At 64.1% G+C, this 25,737-nt stretch carries 23 protein-coding genes and 1 tRNA gene; 13 read left to right on the plus strand and 11 right to left on the minus strand.

Features of this window, described 5'->3' with window-relative positions; genetic code table 11:
- The first annotated feature begins 121 nt into the window (after positions 1–121).
- The 5 genes from secA to serA all read left to right on the plus strand — a co-directional run bounded on the left by secA (position 122) and on the right by serA (position 6,556).
- Positions 122–2,896, plus strand: a complete 2,775-nt coding sequence (secA, locus tag J0I42_RS07285) for a preprotein translocase subunit SecA (protein ID WP_291654155.1) — start codon at positions 122–124, stop codon at positions 2,894–2,896.
- 192 nt (positions 2,897–3,088) lie between these two features.
- On the plus strand, positions 3,089–3,604 hold the full coding sequence (locus J0I42_RS07290; RefSeq protein ID WP_291654156.1) for an invasion associated locus B family protein: 516 nt from the start codon (positions 3,089–3,091) through the stop codon (positions 3,602–3,604).
- A gap of 130 nt (positions 3,605–3,734) precedes the next feature.
- Entirely contained in the window at positions 3,735–4,718 is a 984-nt protein-coding gene (locus J0I42_RS07295; RefSeq protein WP_291654157.1) for an SPFH domain-containing protein, read from the plus strand.
- Between the two features lie 12 nt (positions 4,719–4,730).
- Positions 4,731–5,177, plus strand: a complete 447-nt coding sequence (locus J0I42_RS07300; protein ID WP_291654158.1) for an NfeD family protein — start codon at positions 4,731–4,733, stop codon at positions 5,175–5,177.
- Between the two features lie 119 nt (positions 5,178–5,296).
- Positions 5,297–6,556: a phosphoglycerate dehydrogenase gene (serA, locus tag J0I42_RS07305; protein ID WP_291654159.1), complete on the plus strand. Its 1,260-nt coding sequence runs from the start codon at positions 5,297–5,299 to the stop codon at positions 6,554–6,556.
- 3 nt (positions 6,557–6,559) lie between these two features.
- Here serA and J0I42_RS07310 read toward each other — a convergent pair whose 3' ends face one another.
- Complete coding sequence (locus J0I42_RS07310) at positions 6,560–6,745, minus strand: hypothetical protein (protein ID WP_291654264.1); 186 nt, start codon at positions 6,743–6,745, stop codon at positions 6,560–6,562.
- Between the two features lie 290 nt (positions 6,746–7,035).
- On the opposite strand from J0I42_RS07310, the gene J0I42_RS07315 reads away from it, so the two are divergent.
- Entirely contained in the window at positions 7,036–8,028 is a 993-nt protein-coding gene (locus J0I42_RS07315; RefSeq protein ID WP_291654160.1) for an LLM class flavin-dependent oxidoreductase, read from the plus strand.
- A 157-nt stretch (positions 8,029–8,185) separates the two neighbouring features.
- Positions 8,186–8,641 (plus strand): Fur family transcriptional regulator, encoded by a 456-nt coding sequence (locus J0I42_RS07320; RefSeq protein WP_291654161.1) that lies wholly within the window; start codon positions 8,186–8,188, stop codon positions 8,639–8,641.
- 9 nt (positions 8,642–8,650) lie between these two features.
- Here J0I42_RS07320 and J0I42_RS07325 read toward each other — a convergent pair whose 3' ends face one another.
- Positions 8,651–8,923 (minus strand): GNAT family N-acetyltransferase, encoded by a 273-nt coding sequence (locus J0I42_RS07325; protein ID WP_291654162.1) that lies wholly within the window; start codon positions 8,921–8,923, stop codon positions 8,651–8,653.
- Between the two features lie 32 nt (positions 8,924–8,955).
- A complete protein-coding gene (locus J0I42_RS07330) occupies positions 8,956–10,569 on the minus strand; it encodes an OpgD/OpgG family glucan biosynthesis protein (RefSeq protein WP_291654163.1) in 1,614 nt (537 codons plus the stop codon).
- Between the two features lie 287 nt (positions 10,570–10,856).
- Between J0I42_RS07330 and J0I42_RS07335 the strand changes: the two genes are divergently transcribed.
- From J0I42_RS07335 to J0I42_RS07350, 4 genes are all read left to right on the plus strand, one after another.
- Positions 10,857–11,405, plus strand: coding sequence for a glyoxalase superfamily protein (locus J0I42_RS07335; protein WP_291654257.1), 549 nt, complete (start codon positions 10,857–10,859; stop codon positions 11,403–11,405).
- A gap of 570 nt (positions 11,406–11,975) precedes the next feature.
- Positions 11,976–13,121: a type III PLP-dependent enzyme gene (locus tag J0I42_RS07340; protein WP_291654164.1), complete on the plus strand. Its 1,146-nt coding sequence runs from the start codon at positions 11,976–11,978 to the stop codon at positions 13,119–13,121.
- A gap of 227 nt (positions 13,122–13,348) precedes the next feature.
- Positions 13,349–13,885: a GNAT family N-acetyltransferase gene (locus J0I42_RS07345; protein WP_291654165.1), complete on the plus strand. Its 537-nt coding sequence runs from the start codon at positions 13,349–13,351 to the stop codon at positions 13,883–13,885.
- A gap of 150 nt (positions 13,886–14,035) precedes the next feature.
- On the plus strand, positions 14,036–15,472 hold the full coding sequence (locus tag J0I42_RS07350) for a homospermidine synthase (RefSeq protein WP_291654166.1): 1,437 nt from the start codon (positions 14,036–14,038) through the stop codon (positions 15,470–15,472).
- Between the two features lie 194 nt (positions 15,473–15,666).
- Here J0I42_RS07350 and J0I42_RS07355 read toward each other — a convergent pair whose 3' ends face one another.
- The 4 genes from J0I42_RS07355 to J0I42_RS07370 form a co-directional block, all read right to left on the minus strand.
- On the minus strand, positions 15,667–17,061 hold the full coding sequence (locus J0I42_RS07355) for an MFS transporter (RefSeq protein WP_291654258.1): 1,395 nt from the start codon (positions 17,059–17,061) through the stop codon (positions 15,667–15,669).
- A complete protein-coding gene (locus tag J0I42_RS07360; protein WP_291654167.1) occupies positions 17,061–17,732 on the minus strand; it encodes an LON peptidase substrate-binding domain-containing protein in 672 nt (223 codons plus the stop codon). The genes J0I42_RS07355 and J0I42_RS07360 overlap by 1 nt, the downstream gene beginning before the upstream one ends.
- A 22-nt stretch (positions 17,733–17,754) precedes the next feature.
- Positions 17,755–18,654, minus strand: a complete 900-nt coding sequence (gene trxA / locus J0I42_RS07365) for a thioredoxin (protein ID WP_291654168.1) — start codon at positions 18,652–18,654, stop codon at positions 17,755–17,757.
- Positions 18,655–18,733: 79 nt separating this feature from the next.
- Complete coding sequence (locus J0I42_RS07370; protein ID WP_291654169.1) at positions 18,734–19,258, minus strand: prolyl-tRNA synthetase associated domain-containing protein; 525 nt, start codon at positions 19,256–19,258, stop codon at positions 18,734–18,736.
- Positions 19,259–19,497: 239 nt separating this feature from the next.
- On the opposite strand from J0I42_RS07370, the gene J0I42_RS07375 reads away from it, so the two are divergent.
- A tRNA-Gly gene (locus tag J0I42_RS07375) sits at positions 19,498–19,572 on the plus strand.
- 175 nt (positions 19,573–19,747) lie between these two features.
- Here J0I42_RS07375 and J0I42_RS07380 read toward each other — a convergent pair.
- The gene (locus J0I42_RS07380; protein WP_291654170.1) at positions 19,748–20,647 is read right to left on the minus strand and encodes an HNH endonuclease; all 900 of its coding nucleotides are present in this window, start codon (positions 20,645–20,647) and stop codon (positions 19,748–19,750) included.
- Between the two features lie 270 nt (positions 20,648–20,917).
- A complete protein-coding gene (locus J0I42_RS07385; RefSeq protein WP_291654171.1) occupies positions 20,918–21,886 on the minus strand; it encodes a S1 family peptidase in 969 nt (322 codons plus the stop codon).
- Between the two features lie 76 nt (positions 21,887–21,962).
- On the opposite strand from J0I42_RS07385, the gene J0I42_RS07390 reads away from it, so the two are divergent.
- The gene (locus tag J0I42_RS07390) at positions 21,963–23,660 is read left to right on the plus strand and encodes a trypsin-like serine peptidase (RefSeq protein ID WP_291654172.1); all 1,698 of its coding nucleotides are present in this window, start codon (positions 21,963–21,965) and stop codon (positions 23,658–23,660) included.
- Between the two features lie 12 nt (positions 23,661–23,672).
- On the opposite strand, the gene J0I42_RS07395 is transcribed toward J0I42_RS07390, so the two are convergent.
- Together J0I42_RS07395 and J0I42_RS07400 are read right to left on the minus strand one after the other, a co-directional pair.
- A complete protein-coding gene (locus tag J0I42_RS07395) occupies positions 23,673–24,677 on the minus strand; it encodes a trypsin-like serine protease (RefSeq protein ID WP_291654173.1) in 1,005 nt (334 codons plus the stop codon).
- A complete protein-coding gene (locus J0I42_RS07400) occupies positions 24,674–25,696 on the minus strand; it encodes a hypothetical protein (RefSeq protein ID WP_291654174.1) in 1,023 nt (340 codons plus the stop codon). Before J0I42_RS07400 ends, J0I42_RS07395 begins: the two co-directional genes overlap by 4 nt.
- Positions 25,697–25,737 lie beyond the last annotated feature (41 nt).

Here is a 25,737-nt window from a genome sequence, read left to right on the forward strand (position 1 = left end):
ACCCTGCCCGCGCACGCGTCTAAACACGCGGTCGCATTTCGAGAATACCCGAGTTCCCGGCTCGCGCGCGACGATGCTACGCGCCGGCAGGAAGCTCAAAGCATCACCTGAAAGGCCCAACATGCTTGGCGCGCTCGCAAAGAAACTCTTCGGCTCGTCGAATGACCGCCGCGTCAAGGGCTATCAGCCCCGCGTCGCGGCGATCAACGCCCTGGAGAAAGAGCTCTCGGGGCTGAGCGACGAGGCGCTGAAGGCGCGCACCGAGGAGTTCAAGAAGCAGATCGCCGAGGGCAAGAAGCTCGACGACCTCCTGGTGCCGGCCTTCGCCACGGTGCGCGAGGCGGCCAAGCGCGTGCTCGGCCAGCGGCCCTACGACGTCCAGCTCGTCGGCGGCATGGTGCTGCACGAAGGCGCTATCGCCGAGATGAAGACCGGCGAAGGCAAGACGCTGGTCGCGACGCTGCCGACCTATCTCAACGCGCTCGAGGGCAAGGGCGTCCATGTCGTCACCGTCAACGACTACCTGGCCCGGCGCGACGCCGAGTGGATGGCGAGGCTCTACAACTTCCTCGGGCTGACCGTCGGCATCATCGTGCACGGCCTCGACGACGAGGAGCGCCAGCGCGCCTATGCCTGCGACATCACCTACGGCACGAACAACGAGTTCGGCTTCGACTACCTCCGCGACAACATGAAATACGACGTCGCGCAGATGAGCCAGCGGGGCCACCATTTCGCGATCGTCGACGAGGTCGACTCGATCCTGGTCGACGAAGCCCGCACGCCGCTGATCATCTCCGGCCCGCTCGACGACAAGTCGGACCTCTATGTCTCGATCGACAAGGTGTTGCCCGGCCTCGTCCCGGCCGATTACGAGGTCGACGAAAAGCAGCGCACGGTGGCGCTGACCGAAGCCGGCAACGAGCATATCGAGGAACTGCTGCGCGAGGCCGGCCTCCTGACCGAGGGCGATCTCTATGACGCCCACAACGTCACGCTGGTCCACCACGTCAATCAGGCGCTGCGCGCGCATACGCTGTTCACCCGCGACAAGGACTATATCGTCCGCGGCGACGAGGTCGTGATCATCGACGAGTTCACCGGCCGCATGATGCCGGGCCGGCGCTATTCGGAGGGCCTTCATCAGGCGCTGGAAGCCAAGGAGCACGTCACCGTCCAGCCCGAGAATGCGACGCTGGCCTCGATCACCTTCCAGAACTATTTCCGTCTCTATGCCAAGCTCGCCGGCATGACCGGCACGGCGGCGACCGAGGCCGACGAGTTCTTCCAGATCTACAAGCTCGAGGTCGTCGAGATCCCGACCAACGTTCCCGTCGCGCGAAAGGACGAGGATGACGAGGTCTACCGCACCTTCGAGGAGAAGGTGCGCGGCGTCATCCGCGAGATCCAGGCGGCGCAGGAGAACGGCCAGCCGGTCCTTGTCGGCACCACCTCGATCGAGCGCTCCGAGCTGATCGCCGAGATGTTGGAGAAGGCGGGCTACAAGCTGCTCGACTTCACAGATCCCAAGGCACTGGAGCCGATCTACGAGGCCGCACGCGCGGGCAAGACGACCAAGGCGTTTGCGGTGCTGAACGCCCGCTTCCACGAGCAGGAAGCCTATATCGTCGCTCAGGCCGGTGTGCCCGGCGCAATCACCATCGCGACCAACATGGCCGGCCGCGGCACCGACATCCAGCTCGGCGGCAATGCCGAGATGCGGATCAACCATGATCTCGCCGGCATGGAGGAAGGCCCGGAGCGTGATGCCAGGGCTGCCGCCATCCGCGCCGAGGTGGCGGAGTTCAAGCAGCGCGTGCTCAAGTCCGGCGGGCTCTACATCGTCGGCACGGAGCGCCACGAGAGCCGGCGCATCGACAACCAGCTCCGCGGCCGCGCCGGCCGCCAGGGCGATCCCGGCCGCTCCAAGTTCTTCCTGTCGCTGCAGGACGACCTGATGCGCATCTTCGGTTCCGACCGGATGGACGGCATGTTGACCAAGCTCGGCCTCAAGGAGGACGAGGCGATCGTCCACCCCTGGATCAACAAGGCGGTCGAAAAGGCGCAGGGCAAGGTCGAGGCGCGCAATTTCGACATCCGCAAGAACATCCTGAAGTACGACGACGTCATGAACGACCAGCGCAAGGTCGTGTTCGAGCAGCGTCGCGACTTCATGCGTCAGGCGAGCGTGCGCGAGACCATCGACGACATGCGCCATGGCGTGGTCGAGGATGTCGTCGCCCGTCACATCCCGGAAGAGGCCTATCCCGAGCAGTGGGATACTGCCGGCCTCAAGCAGGAGGTGATCCAGCACCTCAACCTCGATCTGCCGATCGAGGATTGGGCCAAGGAGGAGGGTATCGCCGACAGCGAAATCCGCGAACGTATCCGCAAGCTCGCCGACGAGGATTATGCCGGCCGCATCGAGCGCAATACTGAAGAAGTCATGAGCTATGTCGAGAAGCAGGTGCTGCTGCAGTCGCTCGATCATCTCTGGCGCGATCATCTGGTCACGCTCGACCATCTGCGCCAGGTCATCGGGTGGCGCGGGCTCGCCCAGCGCGATCCGCTGCAGGAATACAAGCAGGAGGCCTTCGAGCTGTTCGACGGACTGATCGGCCTGTTGCGCCAGCAAGTCACCGGGCATCTCTCGCGCATCGAGGTGCGCTTCGACCAGCCCGAGGATCAGGCGCCGATGCAGGCGCAGGACGGCGCGGGTTCGGGCTTTGGCGATTATGGCGCCACGGGCGTGCAGTTCGCCGCCACCGATGCCGATACGGCTGTGCTCGACCGCAACCCGGAAGATCCCGAGAGCTGGGGCAAGGTCGGCCGCAACGAGTCCTGTCCGTGCGGTTCCGGCAAGAAATTCAAGCACTGCCACGGCCAGTTCGCCTGAAGGCGCCGATCTTCTGACCGCTTCCGATACCCGGCCTCGTGCCGGGTATCGTCGTTTCAGGGGCCCTGCGACCGGTGAGCGGCTGGCGGGCGGTGATCCTGCGCCGGATCGACGCACTGATTGTTAGGATCATGTTTACGCCTCGGTAACACTCTCCTTTCCAAGTTTGCCGCGATGGAAGGAGATGAGACCATGTTCAAAACGATGCTTTCGGCCGCCTGCATCACCATTTCGGGTAGCTTCGGCGTACACGCAGCGAGCCCAAAATCACTGGGTCAGTTCGGCGACTGGAACGCAGCTACTTACGCAAAGGGTGATCTGTCTCGTTGCTTCATTATGAGCAAACCTTCGTCTGAAGAGCCGTCGAATTTGCGTCATGGCGAGGTTTTCTTCTTCGTGCAGACCGGTGACAAGGCATCGGATACGGAATCGAGCTTCCAGACCGGTTACGACTTCGCCCGCAACTCGGTCGTCACCGTCACGATCGGTGACGACCGTTTCCGCATGCTGACCGAGGGCAGCAATGCCTGGCTCGAGCGGCTGGAACGCGAGCCGGCGCTGCTCGCGGCGATGCGAGCGGGGAGCAGCATGACACTCGAAGCGCGCTCGTTGCGGGGCAACGTTACCAGCTATACGTTCTCACTCACGGGCGTGACCGCGGCCTCGCGCATGCTGGCGCGTTGCGACACGGGCGCGACACAGAGCTGACGCGCGTTTCGGAGTGGGGAGCCGCTGCGGGCGGCTCGCTCCGCGATACCTCCGCTTGCATCCGGCCGTCGCAACCGCCAGTTTGAGAGCGGTATGAGGATGACGGCGTGTCGGCGCCGCGGGGGGCGAGATGGACTTGTCGGGCTTCAACATCGCCGTGATCGTGATCGTGGCGCTGGTCATCTTGACGATCGCGCGCGGCGTCCGCACCGTTCCGCAGGGCTTCAACTACACGGTCGAGCGCTTTGGTCGCTATTCGCGGACGCTGAGCGCCGGCCTCGGGCTGATCGTGCCCTATATCGACCGCGTTGGCCACAAGGTGAATGTCATGGAGCAGGTGCTCGACATTCCCTCGCAGGAGGCGATCACCAAGGACAATGCCGGCGTGCGCATCGACGCCGCAGCCTTTTTCCAGGTGCTCGACGCGGCCAAGGCCTGCTACGAGGTGTCTTCGCTCAACGATGCGCTGATGGTCCTGACGATGACCAATATCCGCACCGTCGTCGGCTCGATGGATCTCGACCAGCTCCTGTCGCATCGCGACGAGATCAATGAGCGGCTGCTGCGGGTGATGGATGCGGCGGCCTCGCCCTGGGGCGTCAAGGTCACGCGCATCGAGATCCGGGACATCCTGCCGCCGGCTGATATCGCCGGCGCGATGAACCGGCAGATGAAGGCCGAGCGCGAGAAGCGCGCAGCGATCCTTGAAGCCGAAGGCCTGCGTCAAGCCGAGATCCTCAAGGCCGAGGGGCAGAAGCAATCCCAAATCCTTGCCGCCGAGGGGCGCAAGGAATCGGCGCTGCGCGACGCGGAGGCCCGCGAAAGGCTCGCGCAAGCCGAGGCGACCGCAACGGCCATGGTTTCGGAGGCGATCAGCCGCGGCGATATCCAGGCCGCCAATTTCCTGATCGCCGAGCGCTATACCGACGCGCTGAAAGCAATCGCTTCGAGCCATAACAGCAAGGTCGTGATCGTGCCGATCGAGGCAGCCTCGCTCGCCGGTACGGTCGGCGGCATCGCGCAACTCACCAAGGCGGTGTTCGGCGAGGATGCGACGGCGCAGCGCCGGGGCGGGGCTGGCTCGGTTCCGTCTTCGGGCCGCCCCGGCACCTGATCGGAGGCGGGAGTGTTCGACTGGTTTACGAATTTGGGTGGCTGGAGCTGGGCCATTCTCGGGCTCGTCCTGATCGGTGGCGAGATGCTGGCACCGGGCGTCTTCCTGATCTGGCTCGGCCTTGCCGCGCTGCTCACCGGGGCCGTGGTCGGCCTCTTCGACATCGGCTGGCAGGCGGCGATGCTGGTCTTCGCCTTGCTTGCCGGAGCCTGTGTGCTCGCCGGGCGCCTGCTGACGCGCCGCAGGGGCGAGGAGCCGGACGCCGCGACAGGGCTGAACGATCGAGGCCGCCAGCTCATCGGCCGGGTTTTCCGGCTGGAGGCGACGATGATGGGCGGCGAGGGGCGCGTGCGCGTTGGTGATTCGTCCTGGCGGGTCGTCGGTCCGGAGCTGCTGGCCGGTACAGAGATCAAGGTGGTGCGGGTCGAGGGCTCGACGCTGGTCGTCGAGAAGGCCTGAAAGCCAGCCATGAGATTTTTGCATCGGCCGCGACGATTTTAGCGACAGCGTTGCGTCCGAGGCGTTGGCCTGCCGCGCTGCGGGGACTATAGCAACCGCTCCTCCACGAGCGCAGCGTCATGACCAGCCCCAGCGAACGCCTTTCCCTTCCGAAGGACCGCATCAAGGTTCTGCTGCTGGAAGGTATCAACGATTCCGCCGTCGAACTGCTGCAGCAGGCCGGTTACAGCAACCTCGAACGGCTGCCGAAGGCGCTCGACCGCGAGGCGCTGCTGAAGGCAATCCAGGGGATGCATGTGCTCGGCATCCGTTCACGCACCCAGCTCACGCCGGAGATCTTTGCACGGGCCGACCGGCTCTTCGCCGTCGGTTGTTTCTCGGTGGGAACCAACCAGGTGGATCTCGACGCGGCGCGACTGCGCGGCGTGCCGGTATTCAACGCGCCCTTCTCGAACACGCGCAGCGTAGCCGAACTGACCATCGGTGAGATCGTCATGCTGCTCCGGCGCATCCCGGACCGCTCGCGCGACGCGCATCAGGGTGGCTGGGACAAGTCGGCCAACGGCTCCTTCGAAGTGCGCGGTAAGACGCTCGGCATCGTCGGCTACGGCAATATCGGCAGCCAGCTCTCGACATTGGCCGAAGCGATGGGCATGCGCGTGATCTATTACGATCACACCGACCGCCTGCGGCATGGCAATACCGAGCCGACGGTCAGCCTCGACGTGCTGCTCGGCGCGGCCGATGTGATCTCGCTGCATGTGCCGGAGACGGCGCAGACGGCCGGCATGATCGGAGCGGCGCAGATCGCGGCGATGAAGAAGGGCGCCTATCTCATCAACAATTCGCGCGGCACCGTCGTCGATCTCGACGCAGTGGCAGCCGCATTGAAGAGCGGCCATCTCGCAGGCGCAGCCGTCGACGTCTTCCCGGTCGAGCCGGCCTCCAATGCCGAACGCTTCGTCACGCCGTTGCAGGGCCTCTCCAACGTGATCCTGACGCCGCATATCGGTGGGTCGACCGAAGAGGCGCAGGAGCGCATCGGGGCGGAAGTCGCGCGCAAGCTCGTCGATTATTCCGATGTCGGCTCGACCGTGGGTGCGGTCAATTTCCCGCAGGTGCAGTTGCCGGCGCGTGCCATCGGCACGCGCTTCATCCATGTCCAGCGCAACGTGCCGGGCATGCTGCGGCGTTTGAACGACGTCTTTGCCAGCCGGCAGGTCAACATCGCCGCGCAAAACTACCAGACCGATGGCGAGGTCGGCTATGTCGTGATGGAGGCGGACGGAGTCTCCAGCGCCGAGGCGCGCGACATCCTCAAGGATATCCGCGCGCTCGACGGCACGATCCGGGCCCGTTTGCTCTACCAGCGCGACTGAGCCTCAGGCCTTCTTGGCCTTGGCGCCGGGCTTGATCGGCGTCTGGGTCGCGACGGGATCGCTTGCGGGGAAAGTATCCTTCAGTGCACTGTTGAGTTCGGCGTCCTTGCCTTGCTCGCGCGCGGCCTTGCGCTGTTCCTTCTGTTCCTTGCGCAGGCTTTCCCTGGCGGGATTGGCTGTGGCGGTCATGATGGATTCCTCCGGCATTGGCTGGCTCCTCTGAACAACGCGGCAGGGCGAAGCCCGTTCCGCCAGAACGCCAGCGCAGGCGCGCCATGACGAAGCCGGCCGCCCTCTGGATCGAAAGGCGCAGCCTTCCCATCTGGTGAAGCTACGTCGTCCCGCCGGGTTGCTCCGGCGCTGGAGAAACCCGGCAGTTATTCGAACTTCGGATTGCTCTAGGTCTTTGTTTTATCGCATTTTTTCAAGCGAATCGGTTTCCGCTTCGCCTGAAAATGCTTCAACCAGCAGGGCCCGTCATGGTCGCGATCTCCGTCCTCGATCTCGTTCCCGTCGTCGAAGGGGAGGGGCCGCGCGAGGCGCTGCTGAAATCCACCGACCTGATCCGCCATGCCGAGCGGCTCGGCTACACTCGCTACTGGGTGGCCGAGCATCACAACATGGTCGGCATCGCCAGCGCGGCGACCTCGGTGGTCATCGGTCAGCTGGCGGCGGCGACCAGCACGATCCGGGTCGGTGCCGGCGGCATCATGCTGCCGAACCACGCCCCGCTCGTCATCGCGGAGCAGTTCGGCACGCTGGAAGCGCTCTTCCCGGGAAGGATCGATCTCGGCCTCGGCCGCGCGCCGGGCACCGACCAGCTCACGCTCCGGGCGTTGCGCCGCAGCCCGATGTCATCGGACAGCTTCCCCCAGGATGTGCTCGAATTGCAGGCGCTGTTCGCGCCGGCCGGGCCGAACCAGGCGATTCGCGCCGTGCCGGGCGAGGGGCTGAATGTGCCGCTCTGGATTCTCGGTTCGAGCCTGTTCGGCGCGCAGCTCGCAGCCGAGCTCGGACTGCCCTACAGCTTCGCTTCGCATTTTGCGCCGGATGCGCTTATGCAGGCGCTCGCCGTTTATCGCGAGCGCTTCAAGCCGTCCGAGCAGCTCGCGGCACCCCGTGCGATGCCGGGCATCAATGTCGTGGCGGCCGAGACGGACGAGGAGGCGCGCCATCTCGCGACCTCGCTGCAGCAGCGTTTCGTCGGCATGGTCCGCGGCGCACGGGGCAAGCTGCAGCCGCCGATCGACGATATCGAGCAATACTGGTCGCCGGCCGAGAAGGCGCATGTCTCGGGAATGCTGCGCTATGCCTTCATCGGCTCGCCGGAAACGCTGAAACGGACGCTCGGAGCCTTCTTGCGGGAGACACAGGCGGACGAGATCATGATCACGGCGCCGATCTTCGACCACGAGAAGCGCAAGCGGTCCTATGAACTCGTCGCCGGAATCGCGGCTGACCTGAAAGGGTAGGGAAACTGCTTAGGAACCGCATGCGCCCGACCGAGCGGAAGATTTGTTGATACTCGGCTGATGCTGTCGAAAGGCATTTGCGTCAAATTATGCAAATGAGAATCATTCTTATACCGCTCCTTTTTGCAATTGGCGGTCGGCATTGCTATGGCAAGGCATGACCGAAACCGACCGGCGCATTGCCGTTTTCGAGAGCCAGTTGAAGGGAGCCGGGCTGCGCATGACGCAGCAGCGACGGCTGATCCTGCGCGTGCTGGCCGAAGCCGACGACCATCCCGATGCGAAGGGTATCTTCACCCGCGCCTTCGCACATGATCCGACGCTGTCGCTGTCGACCGTCTACCGAACGATGAAGGTGCTGGAATCGCAGGGTGCGATCGAGCGTCATGCCTTCGAGGACGGGATTTCACGCTACGAGCATGCCGATCAGGAACATCACGACCACCTGATCGACATCGATTCGGGCGAAGTGATCGAGTTCTCCTCGGATGCGATCGAGGAATTGCAGCGACGGATCGCAGCGGAACTCGGCTATGAGCTCGTCCGCCATCGCCTGGAGCTCTACGGTCGCAAAAAGCAGCCGGCGCGTCGGGGCGGTCGCAAGGCGTCCTGACTGTCCGGCTCAGCCATCGACGACATCGTTATATTCAGGGTGTTTCGCGAGCCAACCCCTGAGAAACTCGCAGCGCACCACGGCCTTGCGCCTGCTCGCCCGGAGCAGCTCGAAGACGCCCTTCGCCAGTTTTGAGCCGACGCCCTGCCCGGCGAATTGCGCGGGTACCTCGGTATGCACCAGCACCAGGCGCTCGCCCTCGCGGCGATAAGCGACGAGCGCGGTGCCGCCGTCGAGCGTGAGTTCGAAGCGATTCTGTTCGGGTTTCTCGACGACGTCCATGGCGCAGGCTCCTTCAGGTCGCCCTTTTTCAGTTACCCCTGCGCTTCGGCGCGCCAGGGGTAGGTCCAGGTTTCGGTCAGCGTCTTGCCGCCGCTCCGCAGGAAAGCGCGCATCTCGGCGAGCTGGCCGGGCTCGACCACGACATCGATGAAGGCGCGGAAGCCGTCCGTCTTGCGGTTCGGGACGATGAAGGCGCGGTCGATCCGGCCATAGGCGATCGAGGGCACGATCTCGACCTTGTCCGGCTGCTTCAGGTGGTAGTCGAGATCGCCGCCGGCGAAATCGATGATGAAGCGGCGCGAGCCCTCGGTGACCGGCTCGCCCGAGCCCAGCGCCTTGGGCTTGGCCTGGTAGGTGTTGACCACGCGCCCGCCCGGATGCAGGTCGCCGGAATCGAGCATCGCGATCAACTTGTAACCGAAGGAGAATTCCTTGCCCGGCTCAAGCGGCGTCTTCGGGGCCCAGAGCGCGACGATGTTGTCGTTGGTCTCATCGGTCGTCGGCATCTCGATCAGCTCGACGACGCCCTCTCCCCAATCGCCCTGCGGCTCGATCCAGTAGGAGGGCCGCAGTTCATAGGCGAGGTCGAGATCCTGGTAGTGCTCGAAGGTGCGATCGCGCTGCATCAGGCCGAAGCCGCGAATGTTGCGCTCGACGAATGAGGAGACGGCCTGCTGCCGCGGATTGCGCAGCGGGCGCCAGATCCATTCGCCACTGCCCGAATGGATCATCAGCCCGTCCGAATCGTGCAATTCGCTGCGGAAATCGTCGAAGAAGCGACGATCGTTCTCGCCGGTGAAGAACATCGAGGTCAGCGGCGCGAGGCCGAGCTTCTCGATCGGCGCGCGCGGATAGAGTGTCGCCGCGACCTCCATGACAGTGTCGAGATCGGGATAGATGGTGAAGCGGTAGGCGCCGGTCACGGCAGGGGAATCGAGCAGGGTGTGGATGACGATGCGTTCGGCGCCGGACGCGGGCGCCTCGACCCAGAACTCGCGGAAGACCGGAAACTCCTCGGCGGCCGTGCCGGCGCCGATCGAAAGGCCGCGGGCCGAGAGGCCGTAACGCTGGCCGCGGCCGAGCACGCGGAAATAGCTTGCGCCGATGAAGGAGATCAGCTCGTCGAAGACGCGCGGATCATTCAGCGGATAATGCAGCCGGAAGCCGGCGAAGCCGAGATTGACCGGCAGCGGCTTGTCGAACTTGACCTTGCCGTAGTCGAACAGGTTCGCTGCGTAGGGCACCGGCATCGGCACGCCGTCGCGCACGACATTCACCGTGACCGGGCGGGTGAAGAGGAAGCCCGGATGGAACATCTGCATGCGGAAGGGCGAGCCGTTCTGCTGCAGCAATGCCCGGTCGGGGCGGAACCGGATGTCGCGCCAGGAATCGTAGTCGAGCTTGGCCAGCGCTTCCGGCAGGGGCGCGATCGGCTCATAGGGAACGGCCGCGATCTCGCGGGCGCGGCGGCGCACGTCCTCAAAGCCGAAGCGGGGCTGAGGCGCGGCGTTCTGAGGGGGCGGTGGCGGCTGCGGACCCTGCGGCTGAGGCTGGGGCTGCTGGGCCAGGAGGGCGGAAGGCGCCACCGAGAGGCAGAGCGCGGCTGAGAGTCCGCCCAGGACGCGGCGGCGGTCTGTCGTGGTCATGCGTGGTCCGTCTTCCCCGTCGCCTCGGCTTTGCGAAATAGGCGGCGCCGAGACTTAAGGCCATGAAATGGGGCTGGTCTAGGGCATGCGTATGGCATCCCGCCTTGACAGGAGATGAAGATGCCGCGACCTTCGCGGTCGGCCGGATGCGGCCAGCCGCTCGCGCCGCTCAAAGGCAAGGTGAATGCATCCCTGAAGTCCCTGTCCTGATCCCGATTCGACTCGTGGACGGATATCGGCAAGGCGAGCCCCGATCCCAGCCGTCCGCAGCGAAAAGGATCTCGATGATGCGTAGCTTTCGCGATGCGAAGCTGATGGCGAGGAGCCTGCGCGAGGCCATGGCCGCGAAGCAGGTTCCGCTTTCACACTCCGAAACCCTGGAAATCGTCGCGCGCCAGTTCGGCTGCGACGACTGGAACGTGCTGGCGGCAAAGATCGGTGAGACTGCGCCCGATAAGCCGGCAGAGGCGGTGCTGCTCCAGATGGGGATTCCGATCCTGCGGATTTTCGACGAGGCGAAGGCGAAGGAATTCTATCTCGACTTTCTTGGCTTCACGCTGGATTGGGATCACCGCTTCGGGCCGAACATGCCACTTTACATGCAGGTGTCGCGCTCCGGCTTGCAGCTCCACCTCTCCGAGCATCACGGCGATGCCAGCCCTGGCTCGACCGTCTTCGTCTGGATGGAAGGTGTGGATTTCTTTCATGGGGAGCTGATCGGCAAGCGTTATGCGTATTCCAGGCCGGGCATCGAGGAGGACGGGCCCGGCGGCCGGACTCTCGAAGTGCCCGACCCGTTCGGCAACAGAATCCGCTTCTGCGAGAAACGCGACTAAATCCTAGCCGGCGCATGATCTTTCGCCGCTGACCCGTTCACGGTCGGGCGTGGATCGGCCTTGCAAAAAAATGCGGCTCCGGGTGCACAAAACACTTGTGATCCGGATTCGTCATCCGTATATCGCGTTCACCCAATTCGCACGTGCCTGTGGCCGCGTGCTGGTCGGTGGGCATCCGGACAAGAGGCCGGACAGCCGCCAGGGGTTGGAGGACGGATGGAGGGGATGGACATCCCTCGAATCACGCCTCCCAGTCTCCGCAAGGAGATTGTTCCCCGACAACGACCGGCAGCCGGAGGCGAAACCGGCGAACCCCGCATCTCCACGGGGGACGCAGCTTAAAGCAACGACGGAGCGGGCTTTTTTGGTCTCGCCGGCTTTCCACAGGCCGGCACCGAAGAGGCTTGTCCTTCATTGCCGGCCGTGCGGGGGCTTCCCCAATCGAACGGTGTTTCGGGTCCGGACGGTTCGTCCGCTGTCGCAAGCGTCTCCACAGCGCCTCGCGAATGCGACGACTCTTCCGGCGATGCATCGCACCGACGCCGCTTGCGTCGTAGGGGAGTCGCGCCGATGACCGAGCGCATCCGTGAGTTTCTTCGTGCCCGCCGTGAAGACGGGCCCTGCGTCGTCATCGACACCGATGTCGTGCGCGAGAACTATCATGCCTTCGCCCGCGCTTTGCCGGACACCCGCGTCTTCTACGCGGTGAAGGCGAACCCGGCGACGGAGGTGCTTGCCCTGCTGGCCAAGCTCGGCTCCTGCTTCGACTGCGCTTCAGTCGTCGAGATCGAGCTCGCGCTCGCGGCCGGCGCGACGGCGGACCGTATCTCCTTCGGCAACACCATCAAGAAGGAGCGCGACGTCGTGCGTGCGATGGAGCTCGGCGTGCGCCTGTTCGCCGTCGACTGCACGGCCGAGGTCGAGAAGGTCGCCCGCTCGGCGGACAAGACCGGCACGAAGGACGCGCGCATTTTCTGCCGCATCCTGTGCGACGGTGCCGGCGCCGACTGGCCGCTTTCGCGCAAGTTCGGCTGCGTGCCCGAAATGGCCGCGGACGTGCTCGAGCACGGCCATCGCCTGGGCCTGCTGGCCTATGGCATCTCGTTCCATGTCGGCTCGCAGCAGGCGAACGTGAACGCTTGGGATTCGGCCCTGGCCTCGGCCTCGGCGATCTTCAAGGAATGCGCCACCCGCGGCATCTGCCTGTCGATGGTCAACCTCGGCGGTGGTTTCCCGGCGCGCTACCTGAAGCCGATTCCGGGCGTCCCGTCCTATGGCGACGCGATCTTCCGGGCGCTGTCGAAGCATTTTGGCAACCAGCTCCCCGAGACGATCATCGAGCCGGGCCGCGGCATGGTCGGCGAGGCCGGCCTGATCGAGGCCGAGGTCGTGCTGATCTCGAAGAAGGCCGAAACGGACGAGGTCCGCTGGGTCTATCTCGATATCGGCAAGTTCAACGGTCTCGCCGAGACCATGGACGAGGCGATCCGCTACCCCATCCGCACGACGCGCGATGGCGATGTGACCGTCCCGTCCGTGCTCGCCGGCCCGACCTGCGACTCGGTCGACGTCATGTACGAGAAGACCCCGTACATGTTGCCCCTCTCGCTGGAGATCGGCGACAAGGTGCTGATCGAGGGCACCGGCGCCTATACGACGACCTATTCGGCCGTCGCCTTCAACGGCTTCCCGCCGCTGAAGCAGTACGTCATCTGACGCGGAGGGCCGGCAGGCCCTCCCTGTTCAATCGGGTCCGGCGAAGCGCCCTGTCGCATGGCAGGCTGTCCGACGTCCGTCGGGTGGAGCGTTCGTGCCTCCAGAATGGAGGTATGGACGTGGCTCCCGCCGGACCCCCTTCCACACAACCCAATCTGCTTGTGGCCGCGTTCGCGCGGCGCCGGGAAGGTCTGCGTGAGCGCAGGCGCTCCGGCAGGAGGTGCGTCATGATCACGATCCGCGACGAGATCGCCCACGACATTCCCGGCCGCGAGGCGCTGCTCGACCGTTGCCTCGGCGAGCGCCGCACCGCCAAGTCGAGCGAGCGCCTGCGCGAGGGCCGCCTGCCGGCCAAGGGTCTGGCGCTCACCGCCGAGCGCGATGGCGAACTGCTGGCGACCGTCCGCCTCTGGCATGTCGAAGCCAATGGCGTCCCGGCGCTGCTGCTCGGTCCGCTCGCGGTCAAGCCCGAACTGCAGGGCGCGGGGCTTGGCAAGGCGATGATGCGCGAGGCGCTCTGGCGCGCGGCCTGCCGCGGGCATGGCGCCGTGATTCTGGTTGGTGATGCGCCCTACTATGCCCGGTTCGGCTTCGATCCGGCGCTGACGCGCGATCTCGCCATGCCCGGCCCGGTCGAGCGCGAGCGCTTTCTCGCGATCGAATTGCGCGAGGGTGCGCTCGACGGGGCAAGTGGTGTGCTCGCTGCCGCAGGCGCAGTCCTCCCCGTGGGCTTCGAAGTGGACGAGGTGGCGCAGGCCGCCTGACGCTTCAGAACCATCGTCATCGCGCCGTCATCGCCGGACACTTTCCATGCGCACACCCGCATGGGAGGCGTCCCAGGCGATTGACGGCGCGATTTCGCGCTCATACGACCCTTTCGACTTTTTACCCCCGGAACCCAGGAGTTACAGAGAATGACGAATTGGCCCGTCTACGGCGAGATCACCGGCCCGATCGTGATGATCGGCTTCGGCTCGATCGGCCGCGGTACGCTGCCGCTGCTCGAACGGCACTTCAAGTTCGACAAGAGCCGCTTCGTCGTCATTGCTCCCGATGATTCCAACCGTCACCTGCTCGACGAGCGCGGCATCCGCTTCATCCAGGAAGCGTTGACGCCCGCCAACTACAAGGAAATCCTGGAGCCGCTGCTGACCGCCGGCGGCGGCCAGGGCTTCTGCGTGAATCTGTCCTGCGATACCGGCTCGCGCGATCTGATGGAGTTCGCCTCCAGCCTTGGCGCGCTCTATATCGACACGGTCAACGAACCCTGGCTCGGCTTCTATTTCGACGAGAGCAAGGGTCCCGCGGAACGCTCGAACTATGCGCTGCGCGAGATGACGCTAGCGGCCAAGCGGGCGCGCCCGGCCGGCACGCCGACGGCGGTCTCCTGCTGCGGCGCCAATCCCGGCATGGTCTCCTCGCTGGTGAAGCGGGCGCTGACGAACCTCGCTGCCGATATGCGTCTCAACGCGACGCAGCCGCAGACTCGCGAGGAATGGGCGGCCCTGATGCAGCGCGTCGGCGTCAAGGGCATCCACATCGCCGAGCGCGACACGCAACGCTCGAAGAACCCCAAGCCGCCGGGCGTCTTCGTCAACACCTGGTCGGTCGAGGGTTTCATCGCCGAAGCCGTGCAGCCGGCTGAACTGGGCTGGGGTACGCACGAGAAGTGGATGCCGGCGAATGCCCATGGCCACCAGACCGGCTCGCAGGCGGCGATTTATCTGATGCAGGCGGGCGCCGAGACCAAGGTCCGGAGCTGGTGCCCGACGCCGGGCGCGCAGTACGGCTTCCTGGTCACGCATAACGAGTCGATCTCCATTGCGGATTACTTCACCGTGCGCGACGAGACCGGAAAGGCCGTCTACCGGCCGACCTGCCATTACGCCTACCATCCTGCGAACGATGCCGTGCTCTCGTTGCACGAGATGTTCGGCAATGCGGGCCAGCCGCAGGAAGAGCACCATATCCTGGAGGAGAAGGAGGTCGTCGACGGCATCGACGAACTCGGCGTTCTGCTCTACGGCCATGACAAGGGTGCGTACTGGTTCGGCTCGCAGCTCTCGACCGAGGAGGCACGTTCGCTCGCACCCTATCAGACTGCGACCGGCCTGCAGGTGACTTCTTCCGTGCTCGCCGGGATGGTCTGGGCGCTGGAGAACCCGCGGGCGGGGATCGTCGAGGTCGAGGAGCTCGATTTCGATCGCTGCCTCGAGATCCAGCGGCCTTATCTGGGGCCGGTGAAGGGCTACTATACCGACTGGACGCCGCTCGACGGCCGCCCGGGGCTGTTCCCGGAGGATATCGATACCAGTGATCCCTGGCAGTTCCGGAACATCCTGGTCCGGTGAAGCACGCTTTTTGAAGGGTGTCTTCCCGTGCACGCTGCGGCATGTGAATGCCGCTGCGCAGACACGGGACCGTTTTCCGCTAAGGGCGCCTTCTCATGCAGGGGCGCCCTTTCGCTTGAAAGGCGCCTTCTCGTCGCGCGGCCCCGCATCTGCGCAGCATCGCTGCCGGGCCGCAGCATGTGCGGGATGACACCCTAGTATTTACGGGTGGTCTTCACGCCCGCCAGCAGCGCCGCCCCCGCCAGGAAGAAGACGATCAGCACGGCGAGGCCCGCGCGCTGGCTGGCGAAGACGCTCGTCGCCAGCGCGACCAGCGTCGGCCCCAGGAAGGATGTTACCTTTCCCGATAAGGCGAACAGCCCGAAGAATTCGCCGATACGTCCCGCGGGCGCCAGTCGTGCCATCAGGCTGCGCGAAGCCGCCTGCATCGGCCCTGCCACCAGACCGATCAGCAGGCCAAGGCCCAGGTAGATCCGCTCTGGCAGCGAAGCGAAAAGGCCGTCACCGGGGGTGGGCGGGGCAGCCGGAATCACGAACAGGATATGGTCGGCGCTCAGCGAGAGGATGCCGAGGCAGGCGAAGAGCAGGCAGGCGATCGCGCCGAGCACGACAGGTTTGCCGCCAATGGCATCGTCGAGCTTGCCGCCGGCCCAGGCGCCCAGCGTGCCGGTAACCGTGAGCAGGATGCCGAAGATGCCGAGCTCGATGGTCTGCCAGCCGAAGACGCCGGCCGCATAGATGCCGCCGAAAGCGAAGAGCGCGACCAGCGCATCTTGGTAGATCATGTTGGCGAGCAGGAAGCGGCCAAGCGCGGGTAGCCTCGGCAATTCTGCCAGCGTGTCCTTCAGCCGTCCGACGCCACCCCTGGCCGCTTCCGCGAGGCTCAGGCCCGTCCTGCCGGAATCCGGGGTGAGCAGGAACATCGGTGTCACGAAAACGATGAACCAGAGTGCAGTCAGCGGACCGGAAAAGCGGTCTCCCTCACCCGCAGCGGCGTCGAGACCGAGGATCGGTGCAATGCCGGCGAGCGTCTTGCCGGTTCGCGGATCGGCTGCCAGCAGCCCCAGCGTGATCGCGAGTGCGAGAAGCCCCCCGAGATAGCCAATGGCCCAGCCGGTGCCCGAGAGCCACCCGAGCCGCTCCGGCGGCACCAGCCGCGTCATCATCGCATTGTTGAAGGTGGTGGCGAATTCGGCGCCAACAGTCGCGATGACGAAGCCGGCGAGCGCGATCGGTACCGCCGTAGCCGAGCCCGGCACGGCGAACCAGAGCATGGCGGAGCCGATGACCAAGAGCGCGCCGAAGGCAGCGATCCAGGGCTTGCGCGGCCCGGTCCGGTCCGCGATGCCGCCGAGCAGAGGGGAGAGCAGGGCGATGCACAGGCCGGCAAAGCCTGTCGCATAGCCCCAGAGCGCCTGGCCTTCGGCTGCGTCCTTCGCCAGTGCCGAGGCGAAGAAGGGCGCAAAGACGAAGGTGGTGATCAGCGTGAAGAAGGGCTGGGTCGACCAGTCGAAAAACAGCCAGGCGGTGACCGCGCGGCGGGGCGGCCAGACGGCAGGTGGCGCTTCGGCAGGCGGCGTCGCGGGGATCACTGCAGTGTCGTATCCGGGTCGCCGCCGCCGCGGGCGAGTTCGATCTCCGTGATCGCGACCAGCACTTCTGCTCGATCCTTCAGCGTCTGTGCTTCCAGCAGCGCCTGCTTCTCGCGCGGCCCGAACGGGCACATCATCGAGAGCGCATTGACCAGTGCCTCGTTCGGCGCCTCGTTGACGCCCTTCCAGTCGATCTTGAGGTCGTTGGCCTTGGCGAAGTCGCGGAGCGCCTTGAGCAGGCCCTTGCGGTCCACCTCTTCCTCGCCGGTGCGGGCGACGAAATCGGCTGCGAAGCTGTCATAGCCAACGCGACCCTGGCGATAGGGCGTCGTCACCGTCAATTCATCGAGCAGGCGGAAGCGGCTGATGCCGGTGAGCGTGATGATGTAGCGGCCGTCGCCGGTCTCGGCGAATTGCGTGATGCGGCCGAGGCAGCCGACCTTGAGCAGCGGCGGAATCTCGGGCTGCCGGCCGGTTTCAGGCTCGGGCTGGATGATGCCGATGACGCGTTCGCCCTTCAGCGCATCGTCGATCATCGCGAGATAGCGCGGCTCGAAGATATTGAGCGGCATCTGGCCGCGCGGCAGGAGCAGGGCGCCGCCCAAGGGAAAGAGCGGGATCGCCTCCGGGCAATCCCTGGCTCCCTCGTAGACGGCATTCATGCCCATGCGCGCCTTGTCCTTGTGCCGGTCAGGAGAACAGCAGGGTCGAAAGCTTGCGGCGCCCGGCCACGCTCGCCTCGTCCATCGGGCCCCAGGCTTCGAAGAACTGGAGGAGCTGCCTGCGCGCGCCATCGTCGTTCCATTGCCTATCGGCCTTGATGATGGCGACGAGATGATCGACCGCTTCATCGCGCCTGTCTCGAGCGTTGAGCGCCAGCGCCAGATCGAAACGGGCCTGATGATCCTTGGGGTTGGCGGCGACCTTGGCTTCGAGTTCGGCCGTATCGCCGAGTGAGGCAGCCTGCTCTGCGAGCTCTATTGCGGCGCGGACAGCTGTGATCGCCGGGTCGTTGGCCTTGTCCTGCGGCGCCATGCCGAGAATGCCCTTGGCGCCCTCGATGTCGCCGCTGTCGAGATGCAACCGCGCAAGACCTGCGATGGCGGCAAGATTGTCGGGCTCGATCTCGAGCGCGGCCGCATAGAGCTCACTCGCGCCGGCGGGGTCGCCGGCGGCGATGGCGGCTACCGCGGCTTCGATCAGTTCACCGGTTTCGCCCGGGCCCATCGGTCCGACGAGGCGTTCGATGAAGGCCTTGATCTGGCCCTCGGGCTGGGCCCCCATGAAGCCGTCGATCGGCTGGCCCTGCTTGAAGGCGATCACGGCGGGAATCGACTGGATACCGAGCTGGCCGGGGATCTGCGGGTGCTCGTCGATGTTCATCTTGACGAGCTTGACCTTGCCGCCGGCGGCCTTGACCACTTTCTCGATGACGGGGGTGAGCTGCTTGCAGGGGCCGCACCAGGGCGCCCAGAAATCGATCAGCACAGGCTGATTCATCGATTCGGCGATGACGTCCTGGCGGAAGCCCTGGGTCGTGGTGTCCTTGATCAGGCCGTTCGCTTCGGCCGCCTCGCCATTGACCAGCATGGCCTATCCTTCGTGAAATATCCTGGAGGCGCAGGCCGGCCTTACGGCTGTCCGCGCAGTTGCCCATAGATGGGGTGCTTCAACCGTTCTGTCCATCGGGCGGGACGGGCAAATCGACGATCAGGGGATCATGCCCCGTGCTTCGGAAGAAGGCGACAAGATCGTCGCGGCTGATCCGCAGCGTTGCCGTGTTGATCAGGGGGTGGAAGTTGACGTCCTCGCCGGTCATCAGATTGGCGTCGAGCACCATGGTGACGTCGCGGACGCGGTCGTTGATCACGGCGAAAGCCGTGACGGAGCCCGGCGTGACGCCGAGCTTCTCGTGGAGCAGCTCGGCCGAGCCGAACGAGAGCCGGCCGCTGGCGCCGATCCGCTCATGCAGGCGCTTGAGATCGATTCGGGCGTGTGCTTCGGCCGAAACCAGGAAAATCCGTCCTTTCTTGTCCTTGAGGAACAGGTTCTTGGTGTGATGCCCTACCATGTCGTCGCGATGCGGCGCCGTCTCGGCGACGGTGAACACCGCCGGATGGTCGGTGCGGTGGAAGGCGATGCCCTTCTCGGTGAGATAGGCACAGAGCTGGTCGGGCGTGACGGGCGCGGTCATGGCGAGGCGATCGGCAGGGGCGGTCGGAGTTTGGGCAACAATAAAAAAAGCACGGGCCTGAACGGCAGGAACAGGCCTGGCGATGCCTAGCCGGGGAGAGGGTCTGCAGCAAGATGGGCGGGGCGATTCCGGGCTTTTGTGAAAGGCGGCAAAAAAACTTTCGCTGGGGTGCTTGCGCTTCGCGGCGCTTTGGGGCAATAACCCGGCCGCGCCGCCAACACGGCGCGACTGTCTCGGATGCGGGTGTAGCTCAGGGGTAGAGCACAACCTTGCCAAGGTTGGGGTCGAGGGTTCGAATCCCTTCGCCCGCTCCAGACAATCTCAAGACTTGAGAAGCATGCAAGCGTCGGTTCGCCCGGCGCTTTTTGCTTTTTGGGCCTACGAGGCTCAGAGCGATTTCGGATGGGCTCCGAAAACCCGGGGTTACATCTCGGTTGCAAGTACGGCTCGAAGTCGTACAGGGCCTCTCAGGCACGCTCCCGCTAACCCTCACTGTTTGAAGCAATTCTCTCGGTGCCACCGCAGGAAATGCGGATGCGGGCGGTGATGGGCTCGCAGTGGCGGTAGTGCTCGACCTGTTTTGTTGATGAAGCTGCGTATCCCATCCGCGTCATTCGCATGCCGGGAGACCAGGATGTCGAGATCGTCGGACAGGCTGATCAAACCACGATCGAACATCCAGTGAGCGGTGCCTGACAGGGCGATGCCGTTGTTGACGATGTCAGGGCCCTTCGCCTCGACCGGACGAATGTGAGCCGCAGCGACCTCGGCACGGCCACCGCCATTGATCAGTTTGAGACCCGTGATTGCGCAGCGCTCGTCGTAAGCGCGCAGCACGACGCGGCGGAAGACACGGTCGCGGACAATCCGGGAAGCAAGGATTGTAGCCCGTTCGCGATCTTGCTCAAACACAAACGGAGCCTGCTCCTCTGCGAAGCCACCCAATGCCGCACTGTCGTCCAGGCGCGGCAACAGCGGAGCAGGGTCTTCCAGGCCAAGGCTAGTGATTCGATTGAAGTCTGCTGGCGAGAGCGGACGCACTGCCGCCTGGGCGCGACCTGAGATACGCCCCTCCTCATTCAGGACGCCGCGCTCGATCACCCCCTGAGCATCGGCGAAGGGCACAGGATTGGCGAAATCGAGATAGCTGCTCGGTTCGATGATGGCGAGGTACATACCCGGCGTGGCCGGATCGGGAATCACCTGCTGGACCTTGGCCACGGCAAAGTAGCCGCGCGTCCCGGTGACCTTTCGCGGCTCATAGTAGATGATCCAGTCGCCAATGCAGGCTTGCACGCGGCCGAGATATTGACGCGGGAACTGATACCGCTCAGCCGGGCTGTCGTCATAGATCGAATCCTGACGGTGGATGAAGACGCCGAAAGCCATGCCCGCTCAGATCTCGTCGATGTGAGGAACTGAGCAAGGTCGACCGTCCAGGTCAATCCTTCGGCAGTGCGCCGTAATCCGACGTTGGCCATTTTCCGAAACCTAACATTCCAAGCTCAATGAGTGCGGCGAAGTTGACCCGTTTTCGCGGCATGCTTGCAGCCACGACGGATGAGTTCAGTTCATGGTGGCGCTTTCGAATTCGATGGCTACATACAAACTAGCACCGAATGACGGCGTGATGGATCGTCGAAATCCTTATGCAACCTGCTATGGCAGCGTTTTCCATACGTCGAAGTTCGCCGGGCCGACGATTGATCTGATCCAGTCGGCATGGCTGGAAACGCGCGTGTAATAATCGCTCTGGCCGTCAGCGCCGCAAGCCCGGGGGCCGCCCCCGACAATCCCGGCAAGCGCCATGATATCGCCTTCGACCTGCCCAGCAAAACCACCGCTATCGTTACCGCAGATCGCGCTGTCGGAAGTTTTCTGGCGCAGGCAGATCGCATCGAAGGTCCCGTCGCAAGTATTGCGATCCTGTCGGATCATCGTTGCCATTTGAAGGGACACCCGGGGTGCTGCACCATCGGAAGTTCCGCCCCAGCCGGTTGCGATCAACTCCGATCCGATCGGCATCCGGAGAAGCTCCTCTTTGGCGTCGGCGGGAAGAGCGACGATCGGCCGGTTGCCGCCTCGGCTCCACGCCCAACTCGGTGCCCCATCCTCGATCTGGACGATCGCTATGTCATGGGGGCCGGATGTGTAGCTTCCATCCCCCTGGCCTTTCCAGCCCCGATGGCACTCGAAACCCGTGACGCGCAGCTCGCGATAGTCCACGTCACTCTGACCTGTCGCGTCCAGTTTCCGATTGCGGCTGATCACGACGCGAAGTTCGTCGGGTTTTTGGATGATTGCCCGCTTGGCGCCGTCAACCCAGCCCAGACAATGCGCGGCCGTGAGAAGGCGCCGGCTCGACAGGAAAACCGCTCCGCAGAAATGGCGTTTGGCTGCAAGATTGTTGCCGACATAAGCCAAGGAAGCCTGTGCCGGCAATTGCCCAGCCGGAACTTCGGTGGCGTTAGGCATCATCTTCGGCTGGAATGCGAGAGCCTGTCCGCTTCGGCCTGAGACCTTCAATTCGCCGCAAATCAGATCCTGGCTCCATACGGGGCTGATGGACATGCAGCGGAGGCCGACGACGATGCTTGCGATGACTGCTCGATGAAGCTTGGAGAGCATCGTGCAAGTACCTTGCTATCATGATGAAACACGAAGACAATTACTCTTGATGCTCAGGCGTTCCAAGGAGCAATTCATGCATTCCTTTACGAAGCTGCGCGTATCTCTGGTCGGCATGTTCTGGCTGAGCTCGCTTGCGCTGGGCTTCAGTCAGGACATCCGCGGGGTCGTCACACGCAATATCGCCGGCGATATCGCGATACGGCGTCAGGACGGAACCGCGACGGCCTTGCCGGGCCTGGATCCTCGCGCGAAATACGTGCTTGAGGAATTGGCCGGCCGGCCGATACAGTTGCCGAGCCTATCGGTGCAGAATCCTGCCGCCATGGAGACCTGGTTCGGCCAGGCGCGGCTCCCTGCCCCCGCTCCGCCGAGCCTGCCCATCCCGTCGAGCCTCGCGCCAGCGCAGCGAGCCAAGGCCGAAAGTTTGCGCAAGGAGTTCCTGGCGATCGGCAGCTCGGCCAACAACCAGGTCAACAAACATTTCTCCAACCTGACGAAGATCGCCATCGCCACCGGGGGGGAGGCCACGAGCAATCAGCTGAAGCTGGCTATGGATACTTTCAAAGCGAGCGTGGACAGCACCGCCGAGGCCGGACAGCAGAGCGCCCAAGAGATTTGTCAAAGAGAAATCGAGCAGGGCAAAACCAACGAGATGATCGGCTATCTCATGGGCTTGGTGCGGGAAAATACCGGCGAACGCGATCAAAAATCCGATATGAGCACGCGCGTGCGTGTCAGTGGACGCGCGCTGTATGGCAAGAATGACGGCTACCCGCTTTGTGTCTACGAGAGAATCGTCAAGCTCGCCGATTCAGCGGTGTCGCTCAAGCGCGGCGGCAGGCGATTCTGTTCGGGCTTTCTCGTCACCAAGGATCTGGTCATGACGGCCGCCCATTGTCTGACGCGGACCGAGGGTGGCAGCCCTGACGGGCCGAAATCCTATCTGGACGCTGCGGAGCTGGCTGGCGTGAAGGTGCAGATCAACGGCTTCGCCCGGCCGGGTCCGCGCATGCGGGAAGTCGCGATCGCCGAAGTCATTCTTCCGGCGAGCCCGGATGCGACGGCGCAGCAGCGCATCGGCGACATGAACTTCGCCAGCGATCTGCTCGATGTCGCGCTGTTGCGGCTTGCCCCCAATGACGCCGAGATCAGGCCGGCACGGTTATGCAATGAAGCAGCTGCGGAAGAAATGGGTGAGCCGTATGTTCTCTTCGGCCATCCGGGCGGAGGGCGGGGCCAGATTCTCGACAACGCGCGAGGAATACTACCCTACCGCGTCTCCAGCGCGGTCAAGCGCGAGGTGCTCTGCAAGCTCGCGGCGCCGATCTGGAACGCTGCCAGCCAGGTGTCGCAGCCGGCCGCGCAATCCGAGGTGATGAGGATCGCAGGGCGGATCATGAAGGCCATCATGGACACCTATGTCGATAATGGCGCCGGGTCGTTCACATTGCGCCATCGCGGCTATTCCCCAAGCGGCATGCCGGCCTTCATCCTCGATCCCGATGCTGAGAGCGGTGCTTCCGGCGGCATGGTCGTGCACCGGCGTCAGCTTTGTGTCGCCGGTATATTCTCGGCTGGCGTCGATTCGAAGCAGGTGAGTCACGCCAACTGGTTCGTGCACGAAATTGCGGTGCCGACCAGCGAGATCCTTTCGCAGCTTAAAGCCCTGAAGGCGGCCGGCGGCGCGGTGGGCAAGGCTTATGATGATATCGAAGAGGCTCGGGCGCGATTGGAGGAAGATAACAAAAAGGATATTTGCGAAAATGATTGATGATATTAATGTTTATTGGTTTTCTGGAAGTTTTTCCCAATATTGAATCAAGAAACTGAATTTAACGCCATGGGTAGATAGCCAGGACATTACAGAATTTCGTGAAATAATTGTATAAATACCGCCGCCGCCGCAATGTTGATCGGAATAGGGCTGTGCGAAGGGCGCTGCCCGCGATGTCACGCCGACCAACACTAAGGCAGGGTCGTGAGAGACCTCACGGGTCACGTTTGTTATCTTTGGTTCCGACATCCACACCTGAGCGATCACCGGCCCGCCGCTATCTCCGCCACAGCTGTCGCTGGGGCGACTCGACCCTGCGTCGGCGGCCAGCACGAACTCCTCGAAGGGCGCGCAATAGCGCCACCATATCCGCTCCGCGCAGTCGCGTGTCACGACCGGGACTTCCGCCTTCATTCGTCGACCGATCTCTCCCGTTTCGGTATAGCCATAGCCGACTGCGACCAACCCAGCTCCGACCCGCGTTTCGGTCGTCAGATTCGACCAGGGCAGCGTCCCTTCCTCAGTCCGCGTTAGCTTTGTATCGCCGCGCGGCGGCAGGACTTTCGATGTTCTGAGCAGCGCAAGGTCCTTGCCGAAAGCGCCGCCGCCACTGCACCAGCGCTGATCGAAGAGAATGGGTACGCCGATGATGCCGACCTCTACCGCAGAAGCTTGCTTGCGCTGGCGCAGATCGGGCGAATTACTGAGCACGTAAGTGCTGGGATCGCCGCAGCCGCAATGTCCGGCTGTCAGCACATGCTGGCTGTCGAGCTGCGTCCCGGTGCATAGTTTCGTTTCGCCTCCGCTCGTTTTGTAGCGTATCGCGTAGACGCTCTCGAGCTTCACCTCGGGAAAGGCATGGGTCATTCGAGTGCGGGCCGTGCCCGTGCGCGAATTGAACAGATCCGAAACCTGCTTGCCTGTCGCGCGGTCGAAACCTTGCGCATGCGCCGCAGCCGCAGCCAGCAGTGCGGCGGCAAGGAACGACAGGAAGATGCCGCACCATCGCATCATCGGCTCTCGTTCTGCCAACGCTCAAGGCATTTATCCGATGCCGTGCCGTTGTCGATGCAGGAATTGACGAAAGTCTCCATCGCATGGTTGGCAAGCGCGCTGCGGCCGGAGGCGCTACGCGACGGCTCGACAGTCGCATCGCGTTGAGCTTCAGGCGCGAGCGCGCGCTGCCGTGCCAGCATGAACGCGGTCTGCGCTGCGATCAGGTCGCCCTGCGCCTTGATCTTGTCGGATTGCGCGACCAGCAACTTGCTCTCCTGGCTGGCCTGAATAATCCGCAAGGTGATGATCTGGCCGGGGATATCGACAACGGCCCGCGCGAAATCGAGCGGGATCTGCGACAAGCCGAGCAGCTCGGATTTTTTATCGACGCTCACATCGGTCAGGACGCCATCGTCGAACTTGAGCTGTGTCGTGCGTGTCGCGAAGGCCGCCCGCTCGACGCCGATCGACACGACCGGCGCGAGATCGGGAAAAGCATGTGCCTCGCGTTGATGTAGCGACCAAGCCCCGCGGCCATAAGGATCGGCCTTGCGCAACACCGTAACCATGTGAGTCAGCAGCGGGCGATACAGCACTCCGCGCGCGGCTTCCGCCTGCGGCACCGGCTGCAGGCGCGCAGTCTCCGCCTCCGGCATGAAACTGGGGGAGCCTCGCCTGTCGCAATAAGCCTCGGCTCCGGCGCCCCCGACCGGGACATGGACTCCTTCGACGACGATGCAGAGGCCATAGTCCCGCAAGGCCGTTTTGATCCGGCCATAGGCGAGCGGATCGAACGGATCGAAGCTGAGCGGCTCAGGCGGTGCAAGTTTGCGGCCCAAGGTCGCGTTTCGCGCGCCGGCTGCGATGGCGACGTTCTTGCCTGTCTCGATCAGTTTTTTAGCGATCTCGACGGATTGGTCTTCAGCCACCGTTCCGATCGATTGAAGTAGCCCCGTCGTGCTGATCTTGGCGACCAGCTGGTCGTTCGACGTCGCCAAGGATACGTAATCGAGGCATTGCACCGGGCCGCGCCCCATCGGCACCGGGCTGATTTTCGTCACGGCAAAGCCGCCCCCGG

It is taken from the genome of Allobosea sp. (assembly GCF_017308015.1).
Lineage (GTDB): Bacteria > Pseudomonadota > Alphaproteobacteria > Rhizobiales > Beijerinckiaceae > Allobosea.

Bases quoted from the DNA above. Each gene is read 5' to 3' on its own strand.
- secA (WP_291654155.1), top strand. From the start codon at position 122: ATGCTTGGCGCGCTCGCAAAGAAACTCTTCGGCTCGTCGAATGACCGC.
- J0I42_RS07290 (WP_291654156.1), top strand. From the start codon at position 3,089: ATGTTCAAAACGATGCTTTCGGCCGCCTGCATCACCATTTCGGGTAGC.
- J0I42_RS07295 (WP_291654157.1), top strand. From the start codon at position 3,735: ATGGACTTGTCGGGCTTCAACATCGCCGTGATCGTGATCGTGGCGCTG.
- serA (WP_291654159.1), top strand. From the start codon at position 5,297: ATGACCAGCCCCAGCGAACGCCTTTCCCTTCCGAAGGACCGCATCAAG.
- J0I42_RS07310 (WP_291654264.1), bottom strand. From the start codon at position 6,745: ATGACCGCCACAGCCAATCCCGCCAGGGAAAGCCTGCGCAAGGAACAG.
- J0I42_RS07315 (WP_291654160.1), top strand. From the start codon at position 7,036: ATGGTCGCGATCTCCGTCCTCGATCTCGTTCCCGTCGTCGAAGGGGAG.
- J0I42_RS07320 (WP_291654161.1), top strand. From the start codon at position 8,186: ATGACCGAAACCGACCGGCGCATTGCCGTTTTCGAGAGCCAGTTGAAG.
- J0I42_RS07325 (WP_291654162.1), bottom strand. From the start codon at position 8,923: ATGGACGTCGTCGAGAAACCCGAACAGAATCGCTTCGAACTCACGCTC.
- J0I42_RS07330 (WP_291654163.1), bottom strand. From the start codon at position 10,569: ATGACCACGACAGACCGCCGCCGCGTCCTGGGCGGACTCTCAGCCGCG.
- J0I42_RS07335 (WP_291654257.1), top strand. From the start codon at position 10,857: ATGCGTAGCTTTCGCGATGCGAAGCTGATGGCGAGGAGCCTGCGCGAG.
- J0I42_RS07340 (WP_291654164.1), top strand. From the start codon at position 11,976: ATGACCGAGCGCATCCGTGAGTTTCTTCGTGCCCGCCGTGAAGACGGG.
- J0I42_RS07345 (WP_291654165.1), top strand. From the start codon at position 13,349: ATGATCACGATCCGCGACGAGATCGCCCACGACATTCCCGGCCGCGAG.
- J0I42_RS07350 (WP_291654166.1), top strand. From the start codon at position 14,036: ATGACGAATTGGCCCGTCTACGGCGAGATCACCGGCCCGATCGTGATG.
- J0I42_RS07360 (WP_291654167.1), bottom strand. From the start codon at position 17,732: ATGGGCATGAATGCCGTCTACGAGGGAGCCAGGGATTGCCCGGAGGCG.
- trxA (WP_291654168.1), bottom strand. From the start codon at position 18,654: ATGCTGGTCAATGGCGAGGCGGCCGAAGCGAACGGCCTGATCAAGGAC.
- J0I42_RS07370 (WP_291654169.1), bottom strand. From the start codon at position 19,258: ATGACCGCGCCCGTCACGCCCGACCAGCTCTGTGCCTATCTCACCGAG.
- J0I42_RS07380 (WP_291654170.1), bottom strand. From the start codon at position 20,647: ATGGCTTTCGGCGTCTTCATCCACCGTCAGGATTCGATCTATGACGAC.
- J0I42_RS07385 (WP_291654171.1), bottom strand. From the start codon at position 21,886: ATGCTCTCCAAGCTTCATCGAGCAGTCATCGCAAGCATCGTCGTCGGC.
- J0I42_RS07390 (WP_291654172.1), top strand. From the start codon at position 21,963: ATGCATTCCTTTACGAAGCTGCGCGTATCTCTGGTCGGCATGTTCTGG.
- J0I42_RS07395 (WP_291654173.1), bottom strand. From the start codon at position 24,677: ATGATGCGATGGTGCGGCATCTTCCTGTCGTTCCTTGCCGCCGCACTG.
- J0I42_RS07400 (WP_291654174.1), bottom strand. From the start codon at position 25,696: ATGGGGCGCGGCCCGGTGCAATGCCTCGATTACGTATCCTTGGCGACG.